A 20,475-nucleotide genomic window follows, 5' to 3' on the forward strand; every position below is an offset into this window, starting at 1 on the left:
GGCCGAAGGCGTCCACAAGTCCTACGGCGCGGCGCACATCCTGCGGGGCATCGACCTGGAGGTGCAGAACGGCGAGGTGTTCTGCCTGGTCGGCCCCTCCGGCTCCGGCAAGTCCACCTTCCTGCGCTGCATCAACCACCTCGAGCGCATCGACGGCGGACGCCTGTCCGTCGACGGCCAGCTCGTCGGCTACCGCCAGAAGGGCGACAAGCTCTACGAGCTCAAGGACAGCGAGGTCGCAGCCCAGCGCCGCGACATCGGCATGGTCTTCCAGCGCTTCAACCTCTTCCCCCACATGACCGCCCTCGCCAACGTCATGGAGGCACCGATCCAGGTGAAGGGCGAGTCCAAGGCCGTCGCCCGGGAACGCGCCGAGCGACTCCTCGACCGGGTCGGCCTGCGCGACCGCATGGGCAACTACCCCTCCCAGCTCTCCGGCGGCCAGCAACAGCGCGTCGCCATCGCCCGCGCACTCGCCATGCAGCCCAAGCTCATGCTCTTCGACGAGCCCACCTCCGCCCTCGACCCCGAACTGGTCGGCGACGTCCTCGATGTCATGCGCCAGCTCGCCGAGGACGGCATGACAATGATCGTCGTCACCCACGAAATGGGCTTCGCCCGCGAGGTCGGCGACAACCTCGTCTTCATGGACGGCGGCGTCGTCGTCGAATCCGGCCACCCCCGCGACGTCCTCACCAACCCCCAGCACGACCGCACCAAGGCCTTCCTCTCCAAGGTCCTGTAAGACACGGAGAAGACACGGAGAAAACACGACGAAGGGGCGGCACGAGCGCGGCACAGCGCCCGTACCGCCCCTTCCTCATGCGCACCTGCGCGCCGGCGCGTCGATGCCTCGAGGGCGCCCTCGTGTCAGCGCACGGCGAGGAGCAGCGTGTCGGACGGCGAGGCCCAGACGGTGCGGGCCTCGGCGAAGCCGGCGGCGCGCAGGGTGTCGGCGTGCCAGCGCGGCGAGGGCATGTCGCCGTCGGCGTGCTCGCCGTAGATCTCGAAACGCCGGGCGGTGGGTCCGGCGAGGACCGGGTCCTCGGCGGCGAGCGCCCACCAGTCGGCCCAGTCGAGGACGCCGGCGGCCTTCTCGCGGTCCATGCGGGCGTGCCGCTGGGCGCGCTCGGCGGCGTTGATGCGCGGGGTGGTCTCGTCGATCATGTGGTCGGCGTTCATGAAGACGCCGCCCTCGCGGACGAGCCCGGCGAGCCGGCCGTAGAGCGCGGCCAGGGGCTCGCTGTGCAGCCAGTGGAGGGCGGTGGCGGTGAGGACGGCGTCGTACGAGTCGTACGGCAGCGCCTCGGTCCAGGCCGGGTCCTTGAGGTCGGCGGTCACGAAGGTGACGCGGTCGTCGCCGGCGAAGGAGCCCTCGGCGATGGCGAGCAGCGCCGGATCGAGGTCGACGCCGGTGCTGGTGGCGTTCGGGAACCTCCGGAGGAGCCGGTCCGTAATACTTCCCGTACCACAGGCGAGATCGAGGACGCGGGCCTCCGGGCCCACGAGCGCCTCGACCATGTCGAGCATGATCCGGAACCGCTCCTCGCGGTCCGGCATGTACCACTCCTGCTGGCGGTCCCAGCTGCGCTGCCAGGCCGCCCAGTCGGTCCCGGTGGCCGTGTCCGCCCGCCCGGTGGTCTTGTCCGACATGACTCTCCCTCCACCCGCTTCGTAATACCCTCGAAGGGCAAGCGTCGCTTACCCTTCCCGCCCCTGACCCTAGCCCGCCGGAGTAAGGACTACAAGTGGAACTCGCCTATTACTCGGATTACGCCGTGCGACTGGTCAACACCGAGGAACCGGCGCGCGGCAAGGACTCGCTCACCTCCGTCGAGGCGGTCCGCGAACTGTTCGGCGCGGCGTCCCAGATGGCCCGGCGGGCGACGGACGCCGACGTGACCCGCTTCCGCTCGGTACGGTCCCGGCTGCGCGCCGTCTTCACGGCGGCCGACGAGGGCGATCACACCGGAGCCGTGGACCTGCTCAACTCGCTCCTGCTGGAGTTCCCGGTCAGCCCGCAGATCTCCGGCCACGACTACCTCGACGAGGAGGGCCGGCCGCGGTGGCACATGCACCTCGCCGATCACCCGTCGAACGCGACCGCGGGCTACGCCGCCATCGCGGCCATGGGCCTCGCCTTCCACCTGACCGAGTTCGGCGCCGACCGCCTCGGCCTGTGCCAGGCCGCCCCGTGCCGCAACGCCTACCTGGACACCTCCACCAACCGCTCCCGCCGCTACTGCTCCGACCGCTGCGCCACCCGCGCCAACGTGGCCGCCTACCGCGCCCGCAAGCGCCAGGAGGCCCTCGCCGCCGAACGCACCGGCCGCACGGCGGACAGCAGCCAGGACAGCACCACTCCGACCGACCGCTGACGCCCGGGGGTGACGGGCCGGTACCTCGCCAGCACCCGCCCGAGCACCAGCGGCTCGGGGACGACCCCGAACACCCGGCTGTCGCCCTCGGCACCGGGGTTGTCCCCCAGCACCCACCAGCCGCCGTCGCGACGCTCGGCCAGCCGCTTCACGATGAGCAGATCCTGCTGGAGCGGATGCCGCAGCACGGCCACGTTCCCGGCCCGCAGCCGCGCCCCGTACCGCACGAACAGCTGATCGCCGTGCAGCAGCGTGGGCACCATCGACACCCCCGTCACCTCGGCGATCCCGAACGGGGCCCCGGGCTCCCGCCCCGGCTCACGCCCCGATTCCACCATCCGGCACCTCCCGGTCCGATCGTCCACGAGTCCCATGGTGACCCTGGACTTTTGTCCTAAGCACCAGGGGGCACTCGCGAAATCGCGCTTCCCACCGAGTAATGTCCCACCTTGAGAAGACGATCACGAGGAAGGACAGCAGCATGCTCTCCCGCCTGTTTGCCCCCAAGGTGAAGGTCAGCGCCCACTGCGACCTCCCCTGCGGCGTGTACGACCCGGCCCAGGCACGCATCGAGGCCGAGTCGGTCAAGGCCGTCCAGGAGAAGTACCAGGCGAACGAGGACCCGCACTTCCGCGCCCGCGCCACGGTCATCAAGGAGCAGCGCGCCGAGCTGGCCAAGCACCACGTCTCGGTCCTGTGGAGCGACTACTTCAAGCCCCCGCACTTCGAGAAGTACCCCGAGCTGCACGTGCTCATCAACGACACCCTGAAGGCCCTGTCGGCGGCGAAGGCCTCGACGGACCCGAAGACGGGCGAGAAGGCGCTGGAGCTCATCGCCGAGATCGACCGCATCTTCTGGGAGACGAAGAAGGCCTGATCTTCGATCAAGCCGCTTGACCTGCGATTTCTCCGATCGTCTGGTCGACCTGCCCGCACCCGGCCCGCAGGGCGCCACCCATGGCGTCCGTGGCGGACCGGGTGCGGTTTCTTCGCCCGGTCACACGTTGATCCGCCACACGTTGACCCGCCGGGCGTGCGCCGTCCGGACCGAGGTCGCCGTGCCGTGTCGCCGGGGTCCCGGCTGCCCGGAGCCGGCAGGGCCCGTCAGTCCACCGGCAGCGAGTAGCGGCGCTTCTCCTTCGACGTGGCGCCCAGGCGGTCGTAGAAGCGGATCGCGCCCTCGTTCCACGTCGGGGTCTGCCACTGGATCTCCGCGAGGCCCAGGGCGCGGGCCTCCGCGCGGATCGCGGCCATGAGGAGCGGGCCCAGGCCGTGGCCTCGGGAGCCTTCCGTGAGGTAGAGGCAGTCCATGTGGAGGTACTCCGTCGCGGACCAGGTGGAGAGCTCCGGGGCGCAGGTGGCGTAGCCGGCGAGCGTGGTGTCGGGGAGTTCGGCGACCAGACAGCGCAGGCGGGCGGGCGTGGGTCCGAAGAGCAGACGGTGGAGGCGGGCGGCGAGCTCCGGTGGCGGCGGCGCGGCCTTCTCGTACGCGGCGTGCTCGGCGGCCAGTTCGGCGACCCGGTCCAGGTCCTCGGGCCTGGCGTGGCGGACGTGGGACGCGGTCATCGGGGCTCACCTCCGGCGTGACGGCGCACGGGCGCTCCGGTCACCCCGCTTCCGGCCGGGTCCTCCGGCCTGGCGTGGCGGACCTGGGCCGCGGTCATCGAGCCTCCCCCTCCGGTCGCACGGGTGCGGTGGTCGGTCTGGGTCGCTCCTCCCGCCTCGTCGGCATGTCCTCGTGCGCGTTTCATCGGACCTCCCCCTCCCGTACGTCCGCCGACCACGCCGCCAGTCGGCTCTCCGCCCCGCCCGTGCCGTCCAGGACGTGGTGGACGAAGGCCTCGCGTTCGTGGGCGAGGACGGCGGCTTCCCAGACGCAGGGGGCGAGGCCGGCGCGGCCCGGGCGGAGGGCCTCCGGGCGGGCCGCCGGGCCGGTCCAGATCGCCAGGTCCGACATGTGGCCCTCGATCCAGCTGTGCACGAGCACGTAGTCGCCGTCCGCGTCCGCGTGGACGAGGAGTACCGCGAGGCCGAGGGAGCCGCGGTGGCGGCCCAGCGCCAGGTGGTCGGCGGCCAGGCGCAGTGCGGGCGCGGTCTCCGCCTCGCCGACCGTACGGCCCGGGGCCTCGATCCCGTACACCTTCAGCAGGTGTCCGGCCGTCTCCCGGGTGCCCAACGGCCGTACCGTGCGCGTGTGGTGTTCCTCCGACAGCGCCATGACGGCGTCCCAGTGCCCGTGCCGGCCGCCCGTGGTGCCGTCACCCCCGTGTTCGCTCATACCGCCATCATGCACGGCCCCGCCGTCCCGCCCGCGCGCAGCCAGCTGCGGTACGGGGCCGCGCGGAGGGCGGCTTCGCGGTAGGCGGCGGCGAGTTCGGCGTACGGGCGGTCCAGGGGGACGCCCGGGGCGGCGAAGAGGAACAGGCGGACGGCGAGCGGATCGCCGCGGAGCGGGCGGATCGCCATGTCCTCGCGCGGGCCCGAGGTGGGCTGGCAGGGGGCGACGGCCTCGCCGAGGGCGATGAGGGAGGCGGCCGTGTGGTAGTCGGCGTGCAGGACCGGCGGGTCGAGGCCGGCCGCGGTGAGGACCCGGCGCAGGCCGTCCCACTCGCCGTCGACGGCCGGGTCGACCGTCCAGCGGTCGTGCGCGAGGTCCGCGAGGTCGACGACCTCGCGGACGGCCGCCGGGTGGTCGCGGGCCATGGAGACGAACTGCGGCTCGCGTTCGACCAGGACGCGGCCCCGCAGACCGTCCGGGACCCGTAGCGGGCAGCCTTCGACCTCGTGGACGAAGGCCAGGTCGAGGCGGCCGGCGGCGGTCGCGCGCAGCAGCGCGGTCGCGGAGACGTCCACCCGCAGCGCGATGTCGCTGCCGGGCAGCCCCTGGCGGAGGCGGCGCAACCAGCCCGCCAGGGCGCGGCTCGCGGTGGAGCCGACGCGCAGCGCGGGGCCTTCGGCGCGGGCGGCGGCCGCGCGGGTCTCGGCGACCAGGGCGGTCATGCCGTCGACGAGCGGGCGGGCCCGGCCGAGGACGGTGCGGCCGAGCGGGGTGGGGTGGCAGCCGGTGCGGCCGCGGGTGAAGAGCTCGCCGCCGAGGGCGTTCTCGATGCGGCGGAGCTGGGTGGTCAGGGAGGGCTGGCTGACGCCGAGCCGGCGGGCGGCCTTGTGCAGACTGCCGGTGTCCGCGATGGCGCAGAGCGCCCGCAGATGCCTCACCTCCAGCTCCATGGGTCCGAGGTTAGGACGCCTCTCGGTGCGCGCGCCAGACCCACCCGCTCCGCCAACCCGCTGCCACGGAAGGGGAGTTGGCCGCCGCATGATGTCATCGCGTTATCGGCGGATGACATCATTCCCCTGCGCCCCGACTCCCCCGAGACTCTCCTCATCCCCACAGGAGGAGCCCCCCATGAGACACCCGAAGATCCTCTCGTCCTTACTGGCCACCGCCGTCGGTGCCGGACTCTCCCTCTCCCTCGGAGCCGTTCCGGCCTCCGCCTCCGCCCACGCTTCCGTCTCCGCGACGCCCGCGGTGGCGTACGCCGGGTCCGCCGAGGAGGCCAGGGCCAACCAGGCGTTCTTCGACGCCGTCCTGAGGTCGGTCGCGAAGAAGCGGGCCGCCACGCCTGGTGCCACCGCCGTCACCGTGGTGTACAGCGCCGCCAACGCGCCGAGTTTCCGCACCCAGATATCCCGCTCGACGCAGATCTGGAACAGCTCCGTCACCAACGTCCGCCTCGTCGAGGGCAGCAACCCCGACTTCCGGTACTACGAGGGGAACGACTCCCGCGGCTCGTACGCGAGCACCGACGGGCACGGCAACGGCTACATCTTCCTCGACTACCGGCAGAACCAGCAGTACAACTCCACCCGTGTCACCGCCCACGAGACCGGCCACGTGCTCGGCCTCCCGGACCACTACAGCGGCCCGTGCAGCGAGCTGATGTCCGGCGGCGGCCCCGGCACGTCGTGCCAGAACGCCACCCCGAACTCCCAGGAGCGGGCCCGCGTCGACCAGTTGTGGCGCTACGGGCTCGCGACGGCGTTCAAGGCGTCCTGACCGACCCCTGACGAGCGGGGCGCGGGGCCGGGGCACGGCGAAGCCGTGCGTACGGACGGGTTCGGATGCGGTTGCGGGCGAAGGGCGGGGCCGTCAGGCCACCTGGAGCAGCCTCCGTCCGAACTCCGTGCCGGGCGGCAGCTGTCGCCGTACCCGGCCCAGCGCCTCCTCGAAATCGGCGCCGGCGATGCCCGATTCGAAGGCCGCGCCTCCGTAGTGGAGGGTGAGGCTGAGGTCGGCGCGCTCACCGAGGGTCAGCAGGCAGCTGAGCGTCGCGTGCTGGGTGACGCCGTCCGCGACGACGGGGAGCGGGAGGTCCCACTCGAGCACGCACCCGGTGAGGGCCTGCCCGCCCTCGTCCGCGGCGCTGAGCGCGGCGAAGCTCGCGCCCGTGTACTCGATTCCCCTGATACGGGTCGCCACACGGCTCCCGTCGGCCGTGATGACGATCGCTTCCGCACCACTGCGGTCCCGGTACCAACCGGTCCAGACTTCTGTCGACTCCGATGACATGCGCGGACTGTAGCGGTATGACCGGCTCCGGCGCGCGGCCGGTCACCCGGCGGCCTGACTTCTCCCGGTCTCGCCGTTCTTGCCGGTCACGTGTGTGCTGGTGGCTTCCGCGCCGTCTTCGCCGCGTGGCACCGCGCCGCCGCTCGGCTCTTCCCCGCCCCGCGGTTCCCCGCCCCGCGGTTCTCCGTCGTCGGGCACGTACAGCCTGCAGCGTGGGTTGCGGCAGGGCTGCACCTCCCACTCGGGGACCCAGGCGCCGAGGACCTTGTGGCGCTTCGCCAGGACCTGACGGGGCTCCCCGCAGGCCGGGCAGGGGTGCACGGCCTCGGGGTCCCGTGTGGTGTACGGGGCCGGCTCGGTCATGTCTCCAGACTAGGACGGGACCCCCGCCGCCGCTTCCCCGTCACCGTGCCCCGTCACCGCTTCCGCGTGTACGTCCGCACGACGACCCCGTTCCCGAAGGACCGGACGTCTTCGAGCGCGAAGTCGCGCACGGCGAAGTCGGTGCCGAACATCGGCATTCCGGAGCCGTACACCTGCGGATAGCTCTTGATGATCAGTTCGTCGATCTCGTCGGCGAGCTGACCGGCGATGTCGGCGCCGCCGCAGAGCCAGATGCCCAGCGGGCCGTCCTCGGCCTTGAGCTCGCGGACCCGGGCGGCCAGGTCGCCGGCGACCAGTTCGACGTTGGGGTGGGGCGACTCGGTGAGCGAGCGGGTGGCGACGATCTCCCGCAGGTGGTTGTACGGGCTGGTGATGCCGGCGTCCAGGCCGACGCGGTACGAGCCGAGGCCCTGGATCACCGTGTCGAACCGCTTGCCGGGGGCGTCCGCGACGCCGAAGGCCTCGCGGACGACGGTCGGGAGCGTCTCAGGGAACTCCTTGCTCATGAAGGCGGCGTACTCCTCGTCGACGAACGTGAACATCGACGAGGCGTCGCCGTCGGGGTCACCGATGAAGCCGTCGAGGGAACAGGCGACGTAGTACGTGAGCTTGCGCAAACCGGACTCTTTCCATGAGGAGGCAGTGGCGCGACATGCTGACCACTGCGCTCATAGTGCTCCACCCGTAGTGGTTACGCAAGCCGTTTTCGCACGGGGATTCACACCTGCCGCTCCCCGGCCCCGCGGGCGTCAGCGGGTGCGCCGGGTCACGAACTCCGCGAGCGCCAGCAGGTCCCCCGCCGCCGACAGGTCCGGCACCGCCCGCGAGAGCTGCTCGACCGCGCGGGCCATCCGCTCGGCCGCCTGGCCCTGCGCCCAGTCCCGGCCGCCGGCCCGCTCCACCGCGTCCGCCGCCGCCCGCACCGCATCCGCGTCCAGGACCGGGCGGGCGTACAGCTCGGCCAGCTCCTCCCCCGCCGCGGTCCCGGAGGCGAGCGCGGCCACCACCGGCAGCGACTTCTTGTGCGCGACGAGATCGGCCCCGGCCGGCTTGCCCGTACGCCCCGGGTCGCCCCAGATGCCGATCAGGTCGTCGATCAGCTGGAAGGCCAGCCCGGCCTCCCGGCCGAAGGCGTCGAGCGCCGCGACCGCCTCCTCGTCGGCGCCCGCGTACAGAGCTCCCAGGGCACAGGCGCAGCCGAGGAGAGCCCCGGTCTTGGCGGTGGCCATCGCCACCACCTCGTCCAGGGACACCTCGTACGGCCCGCGCTGCTCGAAGGCGCAGTCCGCCTGCTGACCCGCGCACAGCTCGATCACACAGGCGGCGAGCCGGGCCGCGGCGGGAACGGAGGCCGGATGGGGATCCTCGGCGAGCAGCCGCAGCGCGAGCGCGTTCATCGCGTCGCCCGCGAGCAGGGCGTCGGGGATGCCGAAGACCTTCCAGGCGGTCGGCCGGTGACGGCGGGTCGGGTCCTCGTCGACGATGTCGTCGTGGAGCAGGGTGAAGTTGTGGGCCAGTTCCACCGCCGCGGCGGCCTTCACCGCGGGCGCCGGGTCGGCGCCGAGGGCGCGCGCGGCGGCGAGCACCAGGGCCGGGCGGATGGCCTTGCCGCCCTGCCCGTCCGCGGCCGGGCTGCCGTCGGCCTCCTCCCATCCGAAGTGGTAGGCGGCGATGCGCCGTATGGAACCGGGCAGGGACGCGACGGTCGTGCGGAGCTGGGGGTCGACGACGCTGCGCGTCCGGTCGAGGAGCAGCACGGCGCTCGGTCCCCCGGTCGCGGCGTCCACGCTGGTCGTGGTCATGTTCTCGGTCACCTTCATGCCTCGGTGCGCGGTCAGTGCCGGCGGCCGGTCTCGACGTTCTCCAGGACGCCCAGCGCGTCGGGAACCAGGACGGCCGCCGAGTAGTAGGCGGTGAGCAGGTACGAGACGATCGCCTTCTCGTCGATGCCCATGAAGCGGCGGGACAGGCCCGGCTCGATCTCGTCCGGCAGGCCGGTCTGGTGAAGCCCGACCACGCCCTGGTCCGACTCGCCCGTACGCATGCAGAGGATCGAGGTGGTGCCGGCGTCGGAGACCGGGATCTTGTCGCACGGGTAGATCGGGACGCCCCGCCAGGTCGTGATCCGGGTGCCGTCGACGTCGATCGTGTCGGGGACCAGCCCGCGCCGGTCGAGCTCGCGTCCGAAGGCGGCGATGGCCCGCGGATGGGCGAGGAACAGCCGGGAGTCGCGCCGGAGGGAGAGCAGCTCGTCCAGGTCGTCGGGGCCCGGCGCGCCGTCGTGGGGCTGGAGGCGCTGGCCGTGGTCACAGTTGGCGAGGAGGCCGAACTCCCGGTTGTTGACCAGCTCGTGCTCCTGGCGCTCGCGCAGCGCCTCGACCGTGAGCCGCACCTGGTGCTCGGTCTGGTCCATCGGGTGGTTGTAGAGGTCGGCCACGCGCGTGTGGACCCTGAGCACGGTCTGGGCGACGCTCAGCTCGTACTCGCGCGGGGAGATCTCGTAGTCGACGAAGGTGTGCGGGATGACGGGCTCGCCGGCATGGCCCGCGGAGAGGTCGATGGCCGCCTCGCCGTGCCTGTTGGCGGGTCGCCTGGGCAGCACGGCGAACTCGGCGAGGTGGCCGGCGAGCGCGCCGGCCCGCGCGGCGACGCCGAGGACCTCGGCCCTGCCGAGTTCGAGGACCGTGCAGGCGGTGGCGGCGCGGGCGGTCCACTGCCAGGTGGCCTCCGCGCTGACCAGCGTGTCCTCGCCGAAGTAGGCGCCGTCGGCGAGGACGCCCAGCACGGTCTCGTCCCCGTAGGGCCCCTCGCCGAGCCGTTCGACCTTGCCGTGCGCGAGCAGGTGGACGCGGTCGGCGGTCCCGCCCCGGACGGCGATGACCTCGCCCGCCGCGTACTCCCGCTGCACGCAGCGCGCGGCCAGCTCGGCGAGGACGTCCTGGTCCTCGAACTCGCGCAGGGCGGGGAGTTCGCCGAGTTCGGCGGGGACGACCGCGACGCGCCCGCCGGTCTGCACGAAGGTGACCCGGCCGTCACCCACCGCGTAGCTCAGCCGCCGGTTCACCCGGTAGGCGCCTCCCCGCACCTGCACCCACGGCAGCGCGCGCAGCAGCCAGCGGGAGGTGATCTCCTGCATCTGCGGTGCCGACTTGGTGGTGCTCGCGAGGTTCCGCGCGGCGTCGGTGCCGAGACTCTGCTGCGGGGGCCCGCCCTCGCGCACCTCGCCGCCAAGCGAACGGACGGACATGGAACTTCCTCTCGATACGACAAATCTGCGAGGGAAAGCCTTTCAGCACGCAGCGTGCTCGCGCCATTACACAAAAGAGTGGGTGTCGACCGCCTCCGGCTGGGCATTGGCGCACGATTTCCGGACGCCCGTACGGCCCGCGCGAGCACCCCGCGGCCCGTGCGGCATGCGCGAGCGCCCCGCTCGACCTCCCCCCCGGCCGGATCGGCTCGCACACCGTCCGAACGGATGGCAGTGGAGTCCGTCCCTCCGGTACTCCGGTGGGACCGGAGGAGACCCGGAGGAAGCCGGATCCCCCGTCCCGAAAGGAGCCGGTCATGGCCCCACCCATGTCCGCGAGCCGCTTCGTCGACGCCCTGCGCGACGAGGGTCTGACCGTCGTCGAGGTCGGCCAGTGGCGCACCCACAACCGCAACCACAAGGGCCCCTGGGGCCCCGTGCACGGCGTGATGATCCACCACACCGTCACCCGGGGCACCAGCAACACCGTCCGCATCTGCCGGGACGGCTACGAGAGCCTGCCCGGGCCGCTGTGCCACGGCGTGATCGCCAAGGACGGCACCGTCCACCTGGTCGGCTACGGCAGGGCCAACCACGCCGGCCTCGGCGACGACGAGGTGCTGCGGGCGGTCATCGCCGAGAAGCGCCTCCCCCGCGACGACGAGGCCACCACCGACGGGAACCGCCACTTCTACGGCTTCGAGTGCGAGAACCTCGGCAACGGCAAGGACCCGTGGCCCAAGGTCCAGCTGGACGCCATCGCCAAGGCCGCGGCCGCCGTCTGCCGGGTGCACGGCTGGACCCACCGCTCGGTCATCGGCCACCTGGAGTGGCAGCCGGGCAAGGTCGACCCGCGCGGTTTCACCATGGCGTCGATGCGCGAGCGGATCGCCGAACGCCTGCGCTGACCGGCCGCCGTCACCACGGGACGGCGGCCGGGGGATGCGCGGGGTCGCGGCCGGGGGACGCGCGGGATCGCGGCCGGTCAGCGTGGGGAGCGGCGGCCGGGGAGCGCGTCGGCGGCAGCCGGGAGCATGCTGGACGGCGGCCGGGGGACGCGCGGGATCGCGTCCAGGGAGCGCGCGGGATCGCGTTCGGTCAGCGCGTTGGACAATGGCCGGGTGAACGCGTTCGACCTCGCTCTCTCCCGGCTGCGGCCCCGGCTGCCGTCCCCTCTGGAGCCCGTCGATGACGAGCGCTTCACCCGGCGCGGGCTGCGGCTGCTGCTCAAGCGCGACGACCTGATCCACCCGGACCTGCCGGGCAACAAGTGGCGCAAACTGGCGCTCAACCTGCGGGAGGCCGCGGGCCGGCCCGTGCTGACCTTCGGCGGCGCCTACTCCAACCACCTGCGCGCCACGGCCGCCGCCGGCCGGCTGCTCGGCTTCCCCACCGTCGGGGTGGTGCGCGGGGGCGAGCTGGCGGACCGCCCCCTCAACCCCTCGCTGGCGCGCTGCGCGGCGGACGGGATGCGGCTGCTGTTCGTCGACCGCGCCACGTACCGCGCCAAGAACGACCCCGCCGTCCTCGCCCGGATCCTGGAGCGGCTCCCGGAGGACGGGTACGACGGATACGACGACGTGTACGCCGTCCCCGAGGGCGGCAGCAACGCGCTCGCCGTCCGCGGCTGCGCCGGGCTCGGCGGCGAGCTGCGCGGTGCCGCGGACGTGGCCGCCGTCGCGTGCGGCACCGGCGGCACCCTCGCGGGCCTCGCGGCCGGCTTCGACGGCCGGACCCTGGGCGTGCCGGTACTGAAGGGCGGTTTCCTCGGCGGCGAGATCACCGCCTTGCAGGAGGCCGCGTACGGCGGACCGCGCGGCGAGTGGAGCCTGGACGAACGCTTCCACGGTGGCGGATACGCCCGTACGACCCCCGAACTGGACGCTTTCGCACGGGATTTCGAACGCCGTCACGGCGCGCGGCATGGACTCGCCATCGAGCGACTGTATGTGGCCAAAATGCTCCACGGACTGGTGACGCTCGCCGAGGAGGGCGCCTTCCCGTCCGGCACCCGGATCGCCGCGGTGATCACGGGCGCGCCGGAACCCCGGCCGTAACCCGCCCGTAGGCCGGCCCCCCGGCCGTAGGCCGGCCCCCCCCCTCCCGGCCGTAACCCGCCCCGTAGGCCGGAACCCTCCGCGAACGGGCCGCCGCAGCAGGGGGCGATCCCCTCCCCCTCGCCCGCCGCGCCCTCAGTCGTTCTCCTCCCGGTACGCCGCCGCCTCCTCCAGGTCGAGCCGGCGCAGCAGGGTGCGCATCATCTCGTCGTCGATGCGGCGGGCGTCGCGGAGTTCGACGAAGACCGCGCGCTCGGCGGCGATCATCTCCCTGGCGAGCCGGCGGTAGGTGTCGTCCGCGGTCTCGCCGGTGACCTCGTTGACGGTGCCGAGGCGCTCCCAGACGGCGTTGCGGCGGCGTTCCATGACCGTGCGCAGCCGGTCGGCGAGCGGGCCGGGGAGGGCGTTGCGTTCGTCGGCGAGGAGGGCGTCGAGCCGGGCCTCGGCGGCCCGCGACGCCTCGCTCTGGGCCTGTGCCTCGGCGAGGGTCTCCTGGACGCGGTCGCGGGCGGGCAGCTTCAGGGCCCGGATCAGCGGCGGCAGGGTGAGGCCCTGGACGACGAGGGTGCCGATGACGGTGGTGAAGGTGAGGAAGAGGACGAGGTTGCGGGACGGGAACTCGACGTCGCCCGAGACGACCGGGATGGAGAAGGCGATGGCGAGCGAGACGACACCCCGCATGCCGGCCCAGCCGACGATCACCGGCCCCCTCCAGTCCACGCCCTGCTCCCGCCGTCTGACACGGGCGGACAGCGCGCGGGGCAGGAAGGTCGCGGGGAAGACCCACACGAAGCGGACCACGACCACGAAGACGAAGACCCCGGCCGCGTACCAGGCGGCCTCGCCGATCCCGTACGGGCCGAGGCCCCGGACCACGAAGGGCAGCTGGAGGCCGATCAGCGCGAAGACGGCGGATTCCAGGACGAAGGCGACCATCCGCCACACCGCCTCTTCCTGGAGCCGGGTGGCGAAGTCGACCTGCCAGTTCTTGTGGCCGAGGAAGAGGCCGACCACGACGACGGCGAGCACGCCGGAGGCCCCGACCTCCTCGGCGGCGGCGTACGCGACGAACGGGATCAGCAGGGAGAGGGTGTTCTGCAGCAGGGCCTCGCGCAGATGGGTGCGCAGCCAGTGGATCGGCACCATGAGGAGCAGGCCGACGCCGACGCCGCCGACCGCGGCGAGCGCGAACTCCTCCAGGCCGCCGGCCCAGCTGATGCCCTCCCCCACGGCGGCGGCGAGAGCCACCTTGTAGGCGGTGATCGCGGTCGCGTCGTTCACCAGGGACTCGCCCTGGAGGATCGTGGTGATGCGGTTCGGCAACCCGAGCCGGCGGGCGATGGCGGTGGCGGCGACCGCGTCGGGCGGGGCGATGACCGCGCCGAGGACGAGGGCCGCGGTCAGCGGCAGCTCGGGGACGAGGACGTACGCGAGCCAGCCCACCGCCACGGTCGCGAAGAGCACGTAGCCGACGGAGAGCAGGGCGACCGGCCGGATGTTGGCGCGCAGGTCGAGGTACGAGGACTCGACGGCGGCCGTGTAGAGCAGCGGCGGCAGGATCAGCGGGAGCACGATGTGCGGGTCGAGGGTGTAGTCGGGCACGCCGGGCACGTACGCGGCGGCGAGGCCGACGGCGACGAGGAGCAGCGGCGCGGGCACCGGCGTCCGGCGGGCGAGGCCCGCCACGGTGGTGCTCGCCGCGACCAGTGCCACCAGTTGCAGTGCGTCCATGCCGCGTCCGTCTCTCCTCGTGTCACTCGCGCCACAACGTAACCTGGCCATCATGAGCGAGTGCCCGCACGTTGCCGAGGTGCCGCGCCCCGAACCGGCGCCGCTGCACGACACCTGCCCGGAGTGCCTTGCCGACGGCACGCACCCCGTCCAGCTGCGGCTCTGTCTGAGCTGCGGGCACGTGGGCTGCTGCGACTCGTCGGTGGGCCGGCACGCGACGGCGCACTTCCGGAGCACCGGGCACCCGGTGATGCGGACCTTCGAGCCGAACGAACGCTGGCGGTGGTGCTTCGTGGACGGTTCGATCGTCTGACGGCTGGGTACGTCACCCCTCCGCGGGTTCTCCGCGGCCGCCGGGCGCGTACGGCGGGTCCATCGGGCGGGGCGTCGGACGGGGGCGGTCCTGCCGGGCCCCCGGCGACACGGCGGGACGGATCGCGATAGCGTCTCGGCGGACTGCGCAACGACTGCGTACCGCCAGGTCCGGGGAGCTTCCTTCCCGGACCCCGAAAGAGCTTGTGCCACCTTGGAGGTGAGGGTGTCCCAGATCGCAGGCGAGCCCGGGACCCAGGACTTCGTGGAAGTCCGGCTGCCCGCTGCGGGTGCCTACCTGTCCGTGCTGCGTACGGCCACGGCCGGTCTCGCGGCGCGCTTGGACTTCACCCTCGACGAGATCGAGGACCTGCGGATCGCCGTCGACGAGGCGTGCGCGATCCTGCTCCAGCAGGCGGTGCCCGGCTCGGTGCTGAGCTGTGTGTTCCGCCTGGTCGACGACTCCCTGGACGTGACGGTGTCGGCTCCGACGACCGACGGCCGGGCGCCGGAGCGGGACACGTTCGCGTGGACGGTGCTGTCGGCGCTCGCGGGCAAGGTGGAGTCGTCGGTGGCCGAGGACCGTACGGTCTCCATCAGCCTGTACAAACAGCGCGGCGCGGGGCCAGGCCCGGCGTGAGGAGCGGGGACGCGACGGCCGGCATCCCTCAGCAGCAGGCACGGTCGCAGGAGCCGGCCGGTACCGAGGTCGAGATCGAGGTCGCTACGGAGCAGGCGGACCAGATGAGCGAGCAGCAGGAGCAGCACGAAGCGGTGCCTGACGCGGCCGGGCCGCGGGAGGCGCCGCCGCAGGAGGTGCCCGACCCGCACGACCGCAGTGGTGCGCGGGCGCTCTTCGTCGAGCTGCGCGGCCTTCCGGAGGGTTCGCCCGAGAAGGCGGCGCTGCGCGACCGGCTGGTGCGGATGCACCTGCCGCTGGTGGAGCACCTGGCCCGGCGCTTCCGCAACCGGGGCGAGCCGCTGGACGACCTGACCCAGGTGGCGACGATCGGTCTGATCAAGTCGGTGGACCGGTTCGACCCGGACCGCGGAGTGGAGTTCTCCACGTACGCGACGCCGACGGTGGTGGGCGAGATCAAGCGCCACTTCCGGGACAAGGGCTGGGCGGTACGGGTCCCGCGCAGGCTCCAGGAGCTGCGGCTCTCGCTGACGACGGCGACGGCGGAGCTGTCGCAGCAGCACGGGCGCTCGCCGACCGTGCACGAGCTGGCCGAGCGTCTGGGGATCTCCGAGGAGGAGGTCCTGGAGGGCCTGGAGTCGGCGAACGCGTACTCGACGCTGTCGCTGGACGTGCCGGACACGGACGACGAGTCGCCGGCGGTGGCGGACACGCTGGGCGCGGAGGACGAGGCGCTGGAGGGCGTCGAGTACCGGGAGTCGCTGAAGCCGCTCCTGGAGGACCTGCCGCCGCGCGAGAAGCGGATCCTGCTGCTGCGCTTCTTCGGGAACATGACCCAGTCGCAGATCGCCCAGGAGGTCGGCATCTCGCAGATGCACGTCTCCCGGCTGCTCGCGCGCACGCTGGCCCAGCTGCGGGACAAGCTGCTCGTGGAGGAGTGAGCCGCGGGGGCCGGGCGACCGGCCCGCGCCCGGGACTACCCCCGGCGCCCGGCGCCCGGGACTACCCCCGGCGCTCGGGACCACCCCCGGCGCTCGGGACTACCCCCGGGGCCCGGCACCTGGGGCGGCCCCCGGCGCGCTCCTCGTACGGGCGGACCCAGGCCTAGGCCTTGTCCTGGCCCGGGCGCTTGATGCCGAGCGCCTCGGTCGTGGACGGGCTCGCCAGGAGGACGAGGCCGGTCACGGCGAGGAGCGCGAGGGCGATGCCGGCCGGGATCATGACGCTGTTCGCCTGGAGCAGCTGCCAGGCCACCGGCAGCGCCAGGACCTGGGTGATCACCGCGGGGCCGCGGCTCCAGGAGCGGCGCAGCCACAGACCGCGGGCGGCGACCAGCGGGATCAGCCCCAGGGCGACCAGGGTGGCCGCGCCCATGAGGGCGGAGGTGAGGTCGCCGGAGCGGTCGGTGAGACTCGTCACCAGCATGACGAGGCCGCCCGCCACGAGGGCCAGGCCCTCGACGCCGGCCACCGCCGCGGCGGCGGTGAGCCGCCCGGGCCGGGATTCCGGCTCCGTACGCTGCTCGGGACGGGTGGTGTCGGCACTGCTCGCACTGCTCATGCAAGGCAGGGTAGCCGGGCCGGCCGGGGACGGGCCGGGGGCTGCCCAGGGCGGCCGGGGCTGGGCCCGGTACCGCCGGGTAGGTACGCTGGCGGTCATGCGCGCGCTTCTCGTGGTCAATCCGGCAGCAACCACCACCAGTGCCCGCACACGGGACGTGCTGATCCACGCGCTCGCCAGCGAGATGAAGCTGGAGGCGGTGACGACCGAGTACCGGGGCCACGCCCGTGACCTGGGGCGCAAGGCCGCCGAGTCGGACGACGTCGACCTGGTGGTGGCGCTCGGTGGCGACGGCACGGTCAACGAGGTGGTCAACGGGCTGCTGCACGCCGGGCCCGATCCGGACCGGCTGCCGGGGCTCGCGGTGGTGCCGGGCGGATCGACGAACGTCTTCGCTCGGGCGCTCGGGCTGCCGAACGACGCGGTGGAGGCGACCGGCGCGCTCCTCGACGCGCTGCGTGAGCGGCGGGCACGGACGGTGAGCCTGGGGCTCGCGTCCGGGACGCCGGGCACGGACGACGAAGGCGTCCCCGAACGCTGGTTCACCTTCTGCGCCGGATTCGGCTTCGACGCGAGCGTGATCGGCCGGGTCGAACAGCAGCGCGAGCGCGGCAAGCGTTCGACCCACGCGCTCTATCTGCGCCAGGTGGTGCGCCAGTTCCTGGGCGAGCGGAACCGGCGGCACGGCACGATCACCCTGGAGCGGCCGGGCGAGGACCCCGTGAAGGATCTTGTCCTCTCCATAATCTGCAACACCTCTCCCTGGACCTACCTGGGGAATCGTCCGGTGTACGCGTCGCCGGACGCCTCCTTCGAGACGGCGCTCGACGTGCTCGGACTGAGCCGGCTGTCGGCGCCCTCGGTGGCCCGGTACGCCACCCAGCTGCTCACTTCCAGCCCGGAGCGCGGGCCGCACGGCAAGCACGCGGTGACCCTGCACGACCTCACGGACTTCACCTTGCATTCGAAGGTGCCGCTCCCCCTCCAGATGGACGGAGACCACCTGGGGCTGCGTACGAGCGTGACGTTCACAGGCGTACGCCGTGCACTGCGTGTGATTGTGTGACCAGAAGGACCGAAAGTCCTTCCACTCGAACGTTTAGGCTGCCCTCCACCCCCTAGAAGTACGGCTGTGACGGAGCCGACACCGAGGAATCAAAAAAAACTTTCCAGAAGGGGTTGTATCCGTTGCTGGGGTTTGGGAGTCTCTTCTTGGCGATCGGGACGGCCCGCAAGACCGGCCTCCACTGAAAGCCAGAACCCCACCCCAGTGACAAGGACCACGCCAGTTCACCTGGCAGTCGGCCCTTCCCCTGCGGGGGGATTCGTGAAAGCGTTCACATTCACAAGCAACTTGCACGCAACACCTGAGAGAGGTAGCAGCCATGGACTGGCGTCACAACGCCGTTTGTCGTGAGGAAGACCCCGAGCTGTTCTTCCCCATCGGCAACACCGGTCCTGCGCTGCTGCAGATCGAGGAAGCCAAGGCCGTCTGCCGCCGCTGCCCCGTCATGGAGCAGTGCCTGCAGTGGGCGCTCGAGTCCGGCCAGGACTCCGGCGTCTGGGGTGGCCTCAGCGAGGACGAGCGCCGCGCGATGAAGCGCCGCGCCGCCCGCAACCGGGCGCGCAACGCCAGCGCCTGAGCCACCTGCACAGCCTGAGGCACGCGGCGCGTACACCGCGTACGTCATCACCGCCCTCCGAGCCGCAGCCGCGCAGCAGTAACCCACAGCATTCGAGCCCCGGACCGAATTCCCTTCGGTCCGGGGCTCGCTGCTCTTCGCGCATCGGCGAGCGGCGCGGGAAGAGCAGCGAGGGGCGGCGGGGTCATTCGGGCCGAAGGCCGAAGGTGAACGGAAAGTGAACCCTCGGTGAATCCCTTTTGTTGCGAGGGTTCGCGGCGAACTCCCCTTTTCCGACCGCGACTTATTTCTGCGGCTGCACCGGGATGTCGAGGACGACGCGGGTGCCGCGCCCGGTGCCCGGCTGCATGTCGAAACTGCCGCCCAGCTCGCCCTCGACCAGCGTCCGCACGATCTGCAGACCGAGGTTGCCGGCCCGCTGCGGGTCGAAGCCCTCGGGCAGACCGCGACCGTCGTCCTTGACCGTGATGAGCAGCCGGGCGTCGGCGCGCGGTTCGCCGCGGACGGCGGTGACCTCCACGGTGCCCTGCTCGCCCGGCGCGAAGGCGTGCTCGAGGGCGTTCTGCAGGATCTCGGTGAGGACCATGGAGAGCGGCGTGGCGACCTCGGCGTCGAGGATGCCGAAGCGGCCGTTGCGCCGGCAGGTGACCTTGCCCGGGGAGATCTCGGCGACCATGGCGATCACGCGGTCGGCGATCTCGTCGAACTCGACCCGCTCGTCCAGGTTCTGGGACAGCGTCTCGTGGACGATGGCGATCGAACCGACGCGCCGCACCGCCTCGTTGAGGGCCTCGCGTCCGCGGTCGGAGTCCATCCGGCGGGCCTGGAGGCGCAACAGGGCGGCCACGGTCTGGAGGTTGTTCTTCACCCGGTGGTGGATCTCCCGGATGGTGGCGTCCTTGGTGATCAACTCGCGCTCGCGGCGGCGCAGTTCGGTGACGTCGCGGAGCAGGACGAGCGAGCCGATGCGGGTGCCCTTGGGCTTGAGCGGGATCGCGCGCAGCTGGATCACCCCGCCGTTGCCCTCGACCTCGAACTCGCGCGGGGCGTAGCCGGAGGCCAGCTTGACCAGGGCCTCGTCCACCGGTCCGCGGGAGGGCGCGAGTTCGGCGGTGATCTGGCCGAGGTCCTGCCCGACGAGGTCGGCGGCGAGGCCGAGCCGGTGGTAGGCGGAGAGCGCGTTGGGCGAGGCGTACTGGACGACGCCTTCGGCGTCGAGCCGGATGAGCCCGTCGCCGGCCCGCGGCGAGGAGTCCATGTCGACCTGCTCGCCGGGGAAGGGGAAGGAGCCGGCGGCGATCATCTGGGCCAGGTCGGAGGCGGACTGGAGGTAGGTGAGCTCCAGCCTGGACGGGGTCCGGACGGTGAGCAGGTTGGTGTTGCGGGCGATCACTCCGAGGACGCGGCCGTCGCGGCGTACGGGGATCGACTCGACCCGGACCGGGACCTCCTCGCGCCACTCGGGGTCGCCCTCGCGGACGATCCGGCCCTCGTCGAGCGCGGCGTCGAGCAGCGGGCGCCGGCCGCGCGGGACGAGGTGGCCGACCATGTCGTCCTGGTAGGAGGTGGGCCCGGTGTTGGGCCGCATCTGGGCGACGGAGACGTAGCGGGTGCCGTCCAGGGTGGGGACCCACAGGACCAGGTCGGCGAAGGAGAGGTCGGAGAGCAGTTGCCACTCCGACACCAGCATGTGGAGCCAGTCGAGGTCGGACTCGCTCAGCGCGGTGTGCTGGCGGACGAGGTCGTTCATGGAGGGCACGTGTGCGAGCGTACCCGTGGAATTCGACGGCGGTGAACCTGGAGTTCCCGGCGTTCGTGTTGGAGGATGGGCCCGGAACCACCGCGTTCCCATGGATGGACAGACGAGAATGGTCTAGTCCACAATGTTTTCCACAGAGCCTCCGCCCTCCCCGCACAGGAGGACGGACCGAGGTACCCGGCGCTTTCTGCCCT

General features: G+C 72.4%; 24 protein-coding genes. 11 read left to right on the plus strand and 13 right to left on the minus strand.

What is annotated here, in order from left to right; genetic code table 11:
- The coding region (locus tag ESG85_RS24760; protein WP_164986311.1) for an amino acid ABC transporter ATP-binding protein at positions 1-745 on the plus strand (745 nt) is incomplete at its 5' end.
- A 125-nt stretch (positions 746-870) separates the two neighbouring features.
- On the opposite strand, the gene ESG85_RS24765 is transcribed toward ESG85_RS24760, so the two are convergent.
- Complete coding sequence (locus tag ESG85_RS24765; protein WP_128982923.1) at positions 871-1,653, minus strand: class I SAM-dependent methyltransferase; 783 nt, start codon at positions 1,651-1,653, stop codon at positions 871-873.
- 95 nt (positions 1,654-1,748) lie between these two features.
- Between ESG85_RS24765 and ESG85_RS24770 the strand changes: the two genes are divergently transcribed.
- Complete coding sequence (locus ESG85_RS24770) at positions 1,749-2,378, plus strand: CGNR zinc finger domain-containing protein (protein WP_128982925.1); 630 nt, start codon at positions 1,749-1,751, stop codon at positions 2,376-2,378.
- Here the strand turns inward: ESG85_RS24770 and sodX are convergent.
- Positions 2,282-2,716, minus strand: coding sequence for a nickel-type superoxide dismutase maturation protease (gene sodX, locus ESG85_RS24775; protein ID WP_128983028.1), 435 nt, complete (start codon positions 2,714-2,716; stop codon positions 2,282-2,284). The two genes, ESG85_RS24770 and sodX, sit on opposite strands and share 97 nt — an antisense overlap.
- 143 nt (positions 2,717-2,859) lie before the next feature.
- Between sodX and sodN the strand changes: the two genes are divergently transcribed.
- Positions 2,860-3,255 carry a superoxide dismutase, Ni gene (gene sodN / locus ESG85_RS24780; RefSeq protein WP_128982927.1) on the plus strand — a complete coding sequence of 132 codons (396 nt, stop codon included), beginning with the start codon at positions 2,860-2,862 and terminating at the stop codon, positions 3,253-3,255.
- 227 nt (positions 3,256-3,482) lie between these two features.
- Here the strand turns inward: sodN and ESG85_RS24785 are convergent, their stop codons facing one another.
- The 3 genes from ESG85_RS24785 to ESG85_RS24795 all read right to left on the minus strand — a co-directional run bounded on the left by ESG85_RS24785 (position 3,483) and on the right by ESG85_RS24795 (position 5,606).
- A complete protein-coding gene (locus tag ESG85_RS24785) occupies positions 3,483-3,944 on the minus strand; it encodes a GNAT family N-acetyltransferase (RefSeq protein ID WP_128982929.1) in 462 nt (153 codons plus the stop codon).
- Positions 3,945-4,125: 181 nt separating this feature from the next.
- Positions 4,126-4,656, minus strand: coding sequence for a hypothetical protein (locus ESG85_RS24790; RefSeq protein ID WP_128982931.1), 531 nt, complete (start codon positions 4,654-4,656; stop codon positions 4,126-4,128).
- Positions 4,653-5,606: a LysR family transcriptional regulator gene (locus tag ESG85_RS24795; protein ID WP_181019101.1), complete on the minus strand. Its 954-nt coding sequence runs from the start codon at positions 5,604-5,606 to the stop codon at positions 4,653-4,655. The genes ESG85_RS24790 and ESG85_RS24795 overlap by 4 nt, the downstream gene beginning before the upstream one ends.
- 178 nt (positions 5,607-5,784) lie before the next feature.
- On the opposite strand from ESG85_RS24795, the gene snpA reads away from it, so the two are divergent.
- Positions 5,785-6,435, plus strand: a complete 651-nt coding sequence (snpA, locus tag ESG85_RS24800) for a snapalysin (RefSeq protein ID WP_128982933.1) — start codon at positions 5,785-5,787, stop codon at positions 6,433-6,435.
- A 93-nt stretch (positions 6,436-6,528) separates the two neighbouring features.
- On the opposite strand, the gene ESG85_RS24805 is transcribed toward snpA, so the two are convergent.
- The 5 genes from ESG85_RS24805 to ESG85_RS24825 form a co-directional block, all read right to left on the minus strand.
- Complete coding sequence (locus ESG85_RS24805) at positions 6,529-6,948, minus strand: DUF6304 family protein (protein WP_128982935.1); 420 nt, start codon at positions 6,946-6,948, stop codon at positions 6,529-6,531.
- 42 nt (positions 6,949-6,990) lie between these two features.
- A complete protein-coding gene (locus ESG85_RS24810) occupies positions 6,991-7,311 on the minus strand; it encodes a hypothetical protein (protein WP_128982937.1) in 321 nt (106 codons plus the stop codon).
- A 53-nt stretch (positions 7,312-7,364) separates the two neighbouring features.
- A complete protein-coding gene (locus ESG85_RS24815) occupies positions 7,365-7,949 on the minus strand; it encodes a dihydrofolate reductase family protein (protein WP_128982939.1) in 585 nt (194 codons plus the stop codon).
- Between the two features lie 132 nt (positions 7,950-8,081).
- Positions 8,082-9,134, minus strand: a complete 1,053-nt coding sequence (locus ESG85_RS24820) for a family 2 encapsulin nanocompartment cargo protein polyprenyl transferase (RefSeq protein ID WP_128982941.1) — start codon at positions 9,132-9,134, stop codon at positions 8,082-8,084.
- Positions 9,135-9,166: 32 nt separating this feature from the next.
- Positions 9,167-10,579, minus strand: a complete 1,413-nt coding sequence (locus ESG85_RS24825) for a family 2B encapsulin nanocompartment shell protein (protein ID WP_128982943.1) — start codon at positions 10,577-10,579, stop codon at positions 9,167-9,169.
- Between the two features lie 317 nt (positions 10,580-10,896).
- Between ESG85_RS24825 and ESG85_RS24830 the strand changes: the two genes are divergently transcribed.
- Both ESG85_RS24830 and ESG85_RS24835 read left to right on the plus strand, forming a co-directional pair.
- The gene (locus tag ESG85_RS24830) at positions 10,897-11,487 is read left to right on the plus strand and encodes an N-acetylmuramoyl-L-alanine amidase (protein ID WP_181019102.1); all 591 of its coding nucleotides are present in this window, start codon (positions 10,897-10,899) and stop codon (positions 11,485-11,487) included.
- 213 nt (positions 11,488-11,700) lie between these two features.
- Positions 11,701-12,636 carry a 1-aminocyclopropane-1-carboxylate deaminase/D-cysteine desulfhydrase gene (locus ESG85_RS24835; protein ID WP_246095267.1) on the plus strand — a complete coding sequence of 312 codons (936 nt, stop codon included), beginning with the start codon at positions 11,701-11,703 and terminating at the stop codon, positions 12,634-12,636.
- Between the two features lie 135 nt (positions 12,637-12,771).
- Here ESG85_RS24835 and ESG85_RS24840 read toward each other — a convergent pair whose 3' ends face one another.
- Entirely contained in the window at positions 12,772-14,367 is a 1,596-nt protein-coding gene (locus tag ESG85_RS24840) for a Na+/H+ antiporter (RefSeq protein WP_128982947.1), read from the minus strand.
- A gap of 52 nt (positions 14,368-14,419) precedes the next feature.
- Between ESG85_RS24840 and ESG85_RS24845 the strand changes: the two genes are divergently transcribed.
- From ESG85_RS24845 to ESG85_RS24855, 3 genes are all read left to right on the plus strand, one after another.
- Positions 14,420-14,680 (plus strand): UBP-type zinc finger domain-containing protein, encoded by a 261-nt coding sequence (locus ESG85_RS24845; protein WP_128982949.1) that lies wholly within the window; start codon positions 14,420-14,422, stop codon positions 14,678-14,680.
- Between the two features lie 225 nt (positions 14,681-14,905).
- On the plus strand, positions 14,906-15,319 hold the full coding sequence (locus tag ESG85_RS24850) for an ATP-binding protein (protein WP_015036094.1): 414 nt from the start codon (positions 14,906-14,908) through the stop codon (positions 15,317-15,319).
- On the plus strand, positions 15,316-16,260 hold the full coding sequence (locus tag ESG85_RS24855; RefSeq protein ID WP_128982951.1) for an RNA polymerase sigma factor SigF: 945 nt from the start codon (positions 15,316-15,318) through the stop codon (positions 16,258-16,260). Before ESG85_RS24850 ends, ESG85_RS24855 begins: the two co-directional genes overlap by 4 nt.
- A gap of 163 nt (positions 16,261-16,423) precedes the next feature.
- Here ESG85_RS24855 and ESG85_RS24860 read toward each other — a convergent pair whose 3' ends face one another.
- The gene (locus tag ESG85_RS24860; protein ID WP_128982953.1) at positions 16,424-16,879 is read right to left on the minus strand and encodes a hypothetical protein; all 456 of its coding nucleotides are present in this window, start codon (positions 16,877-16,879) and stop codon (positions 16,424-16,426) included.
- 97 nt (positions 16,880-16,976) lie between these two features.
- Between ESG85_RS24860 and ESG85_RS24865 the strand changes: the two genes are divergently transcribed.
- Positions 16,977-17,945, plus strand: a complete 969-nt coding sequence (locus ESG85_RS24865; protein WP_128982955.1) for a diacylglycerol/lipid kinase family protein — start codon at positions 16,977-16,979, stop codon at positions 17,943-17,945.
- A gap of 319 nt (positions 17,946-18,264) precedes the next feature.
- Positions 18,265-18,522, plus strand: a complete 258-nt coding sequence (locus ESG85_RS24870; protein ID WP_003953983.1) for a WhiB family transcriptional regulator — start codon at positions 18,265-18,267, stop codon at positions 18,520-18,522.
- Between the two features lie 283 nt (positions 18,523-18,805).
- On the opposite strand, the gene ESG85_RS24875 is transcribed toward ESG85_RS24870, so the two are convergent.
- Complete coding sequence (locus ESG85_RS24875) at positions 18,806-20,272, minus strand: sensor histidine kinase (protein ID WP_128983034.1); 1,467 nt, start codon at positions 20,270-20,272, stop codon at positions 18,806-18,808.
- Positions 20,273-20,475 lie beyond the last annotated feature (203 nt).

Source organism: Streptomyces roseicoloratus, from assembly GCF_004117935.1.
In the GTDB taxonomy this organism is placed as follows: domain Bacteria; phylum Actinomycetota; class Actinomycetes; order Streptomycetales; family Streptomycetaceae; genus Streptomyces; species Streptomyces roseicoloratus.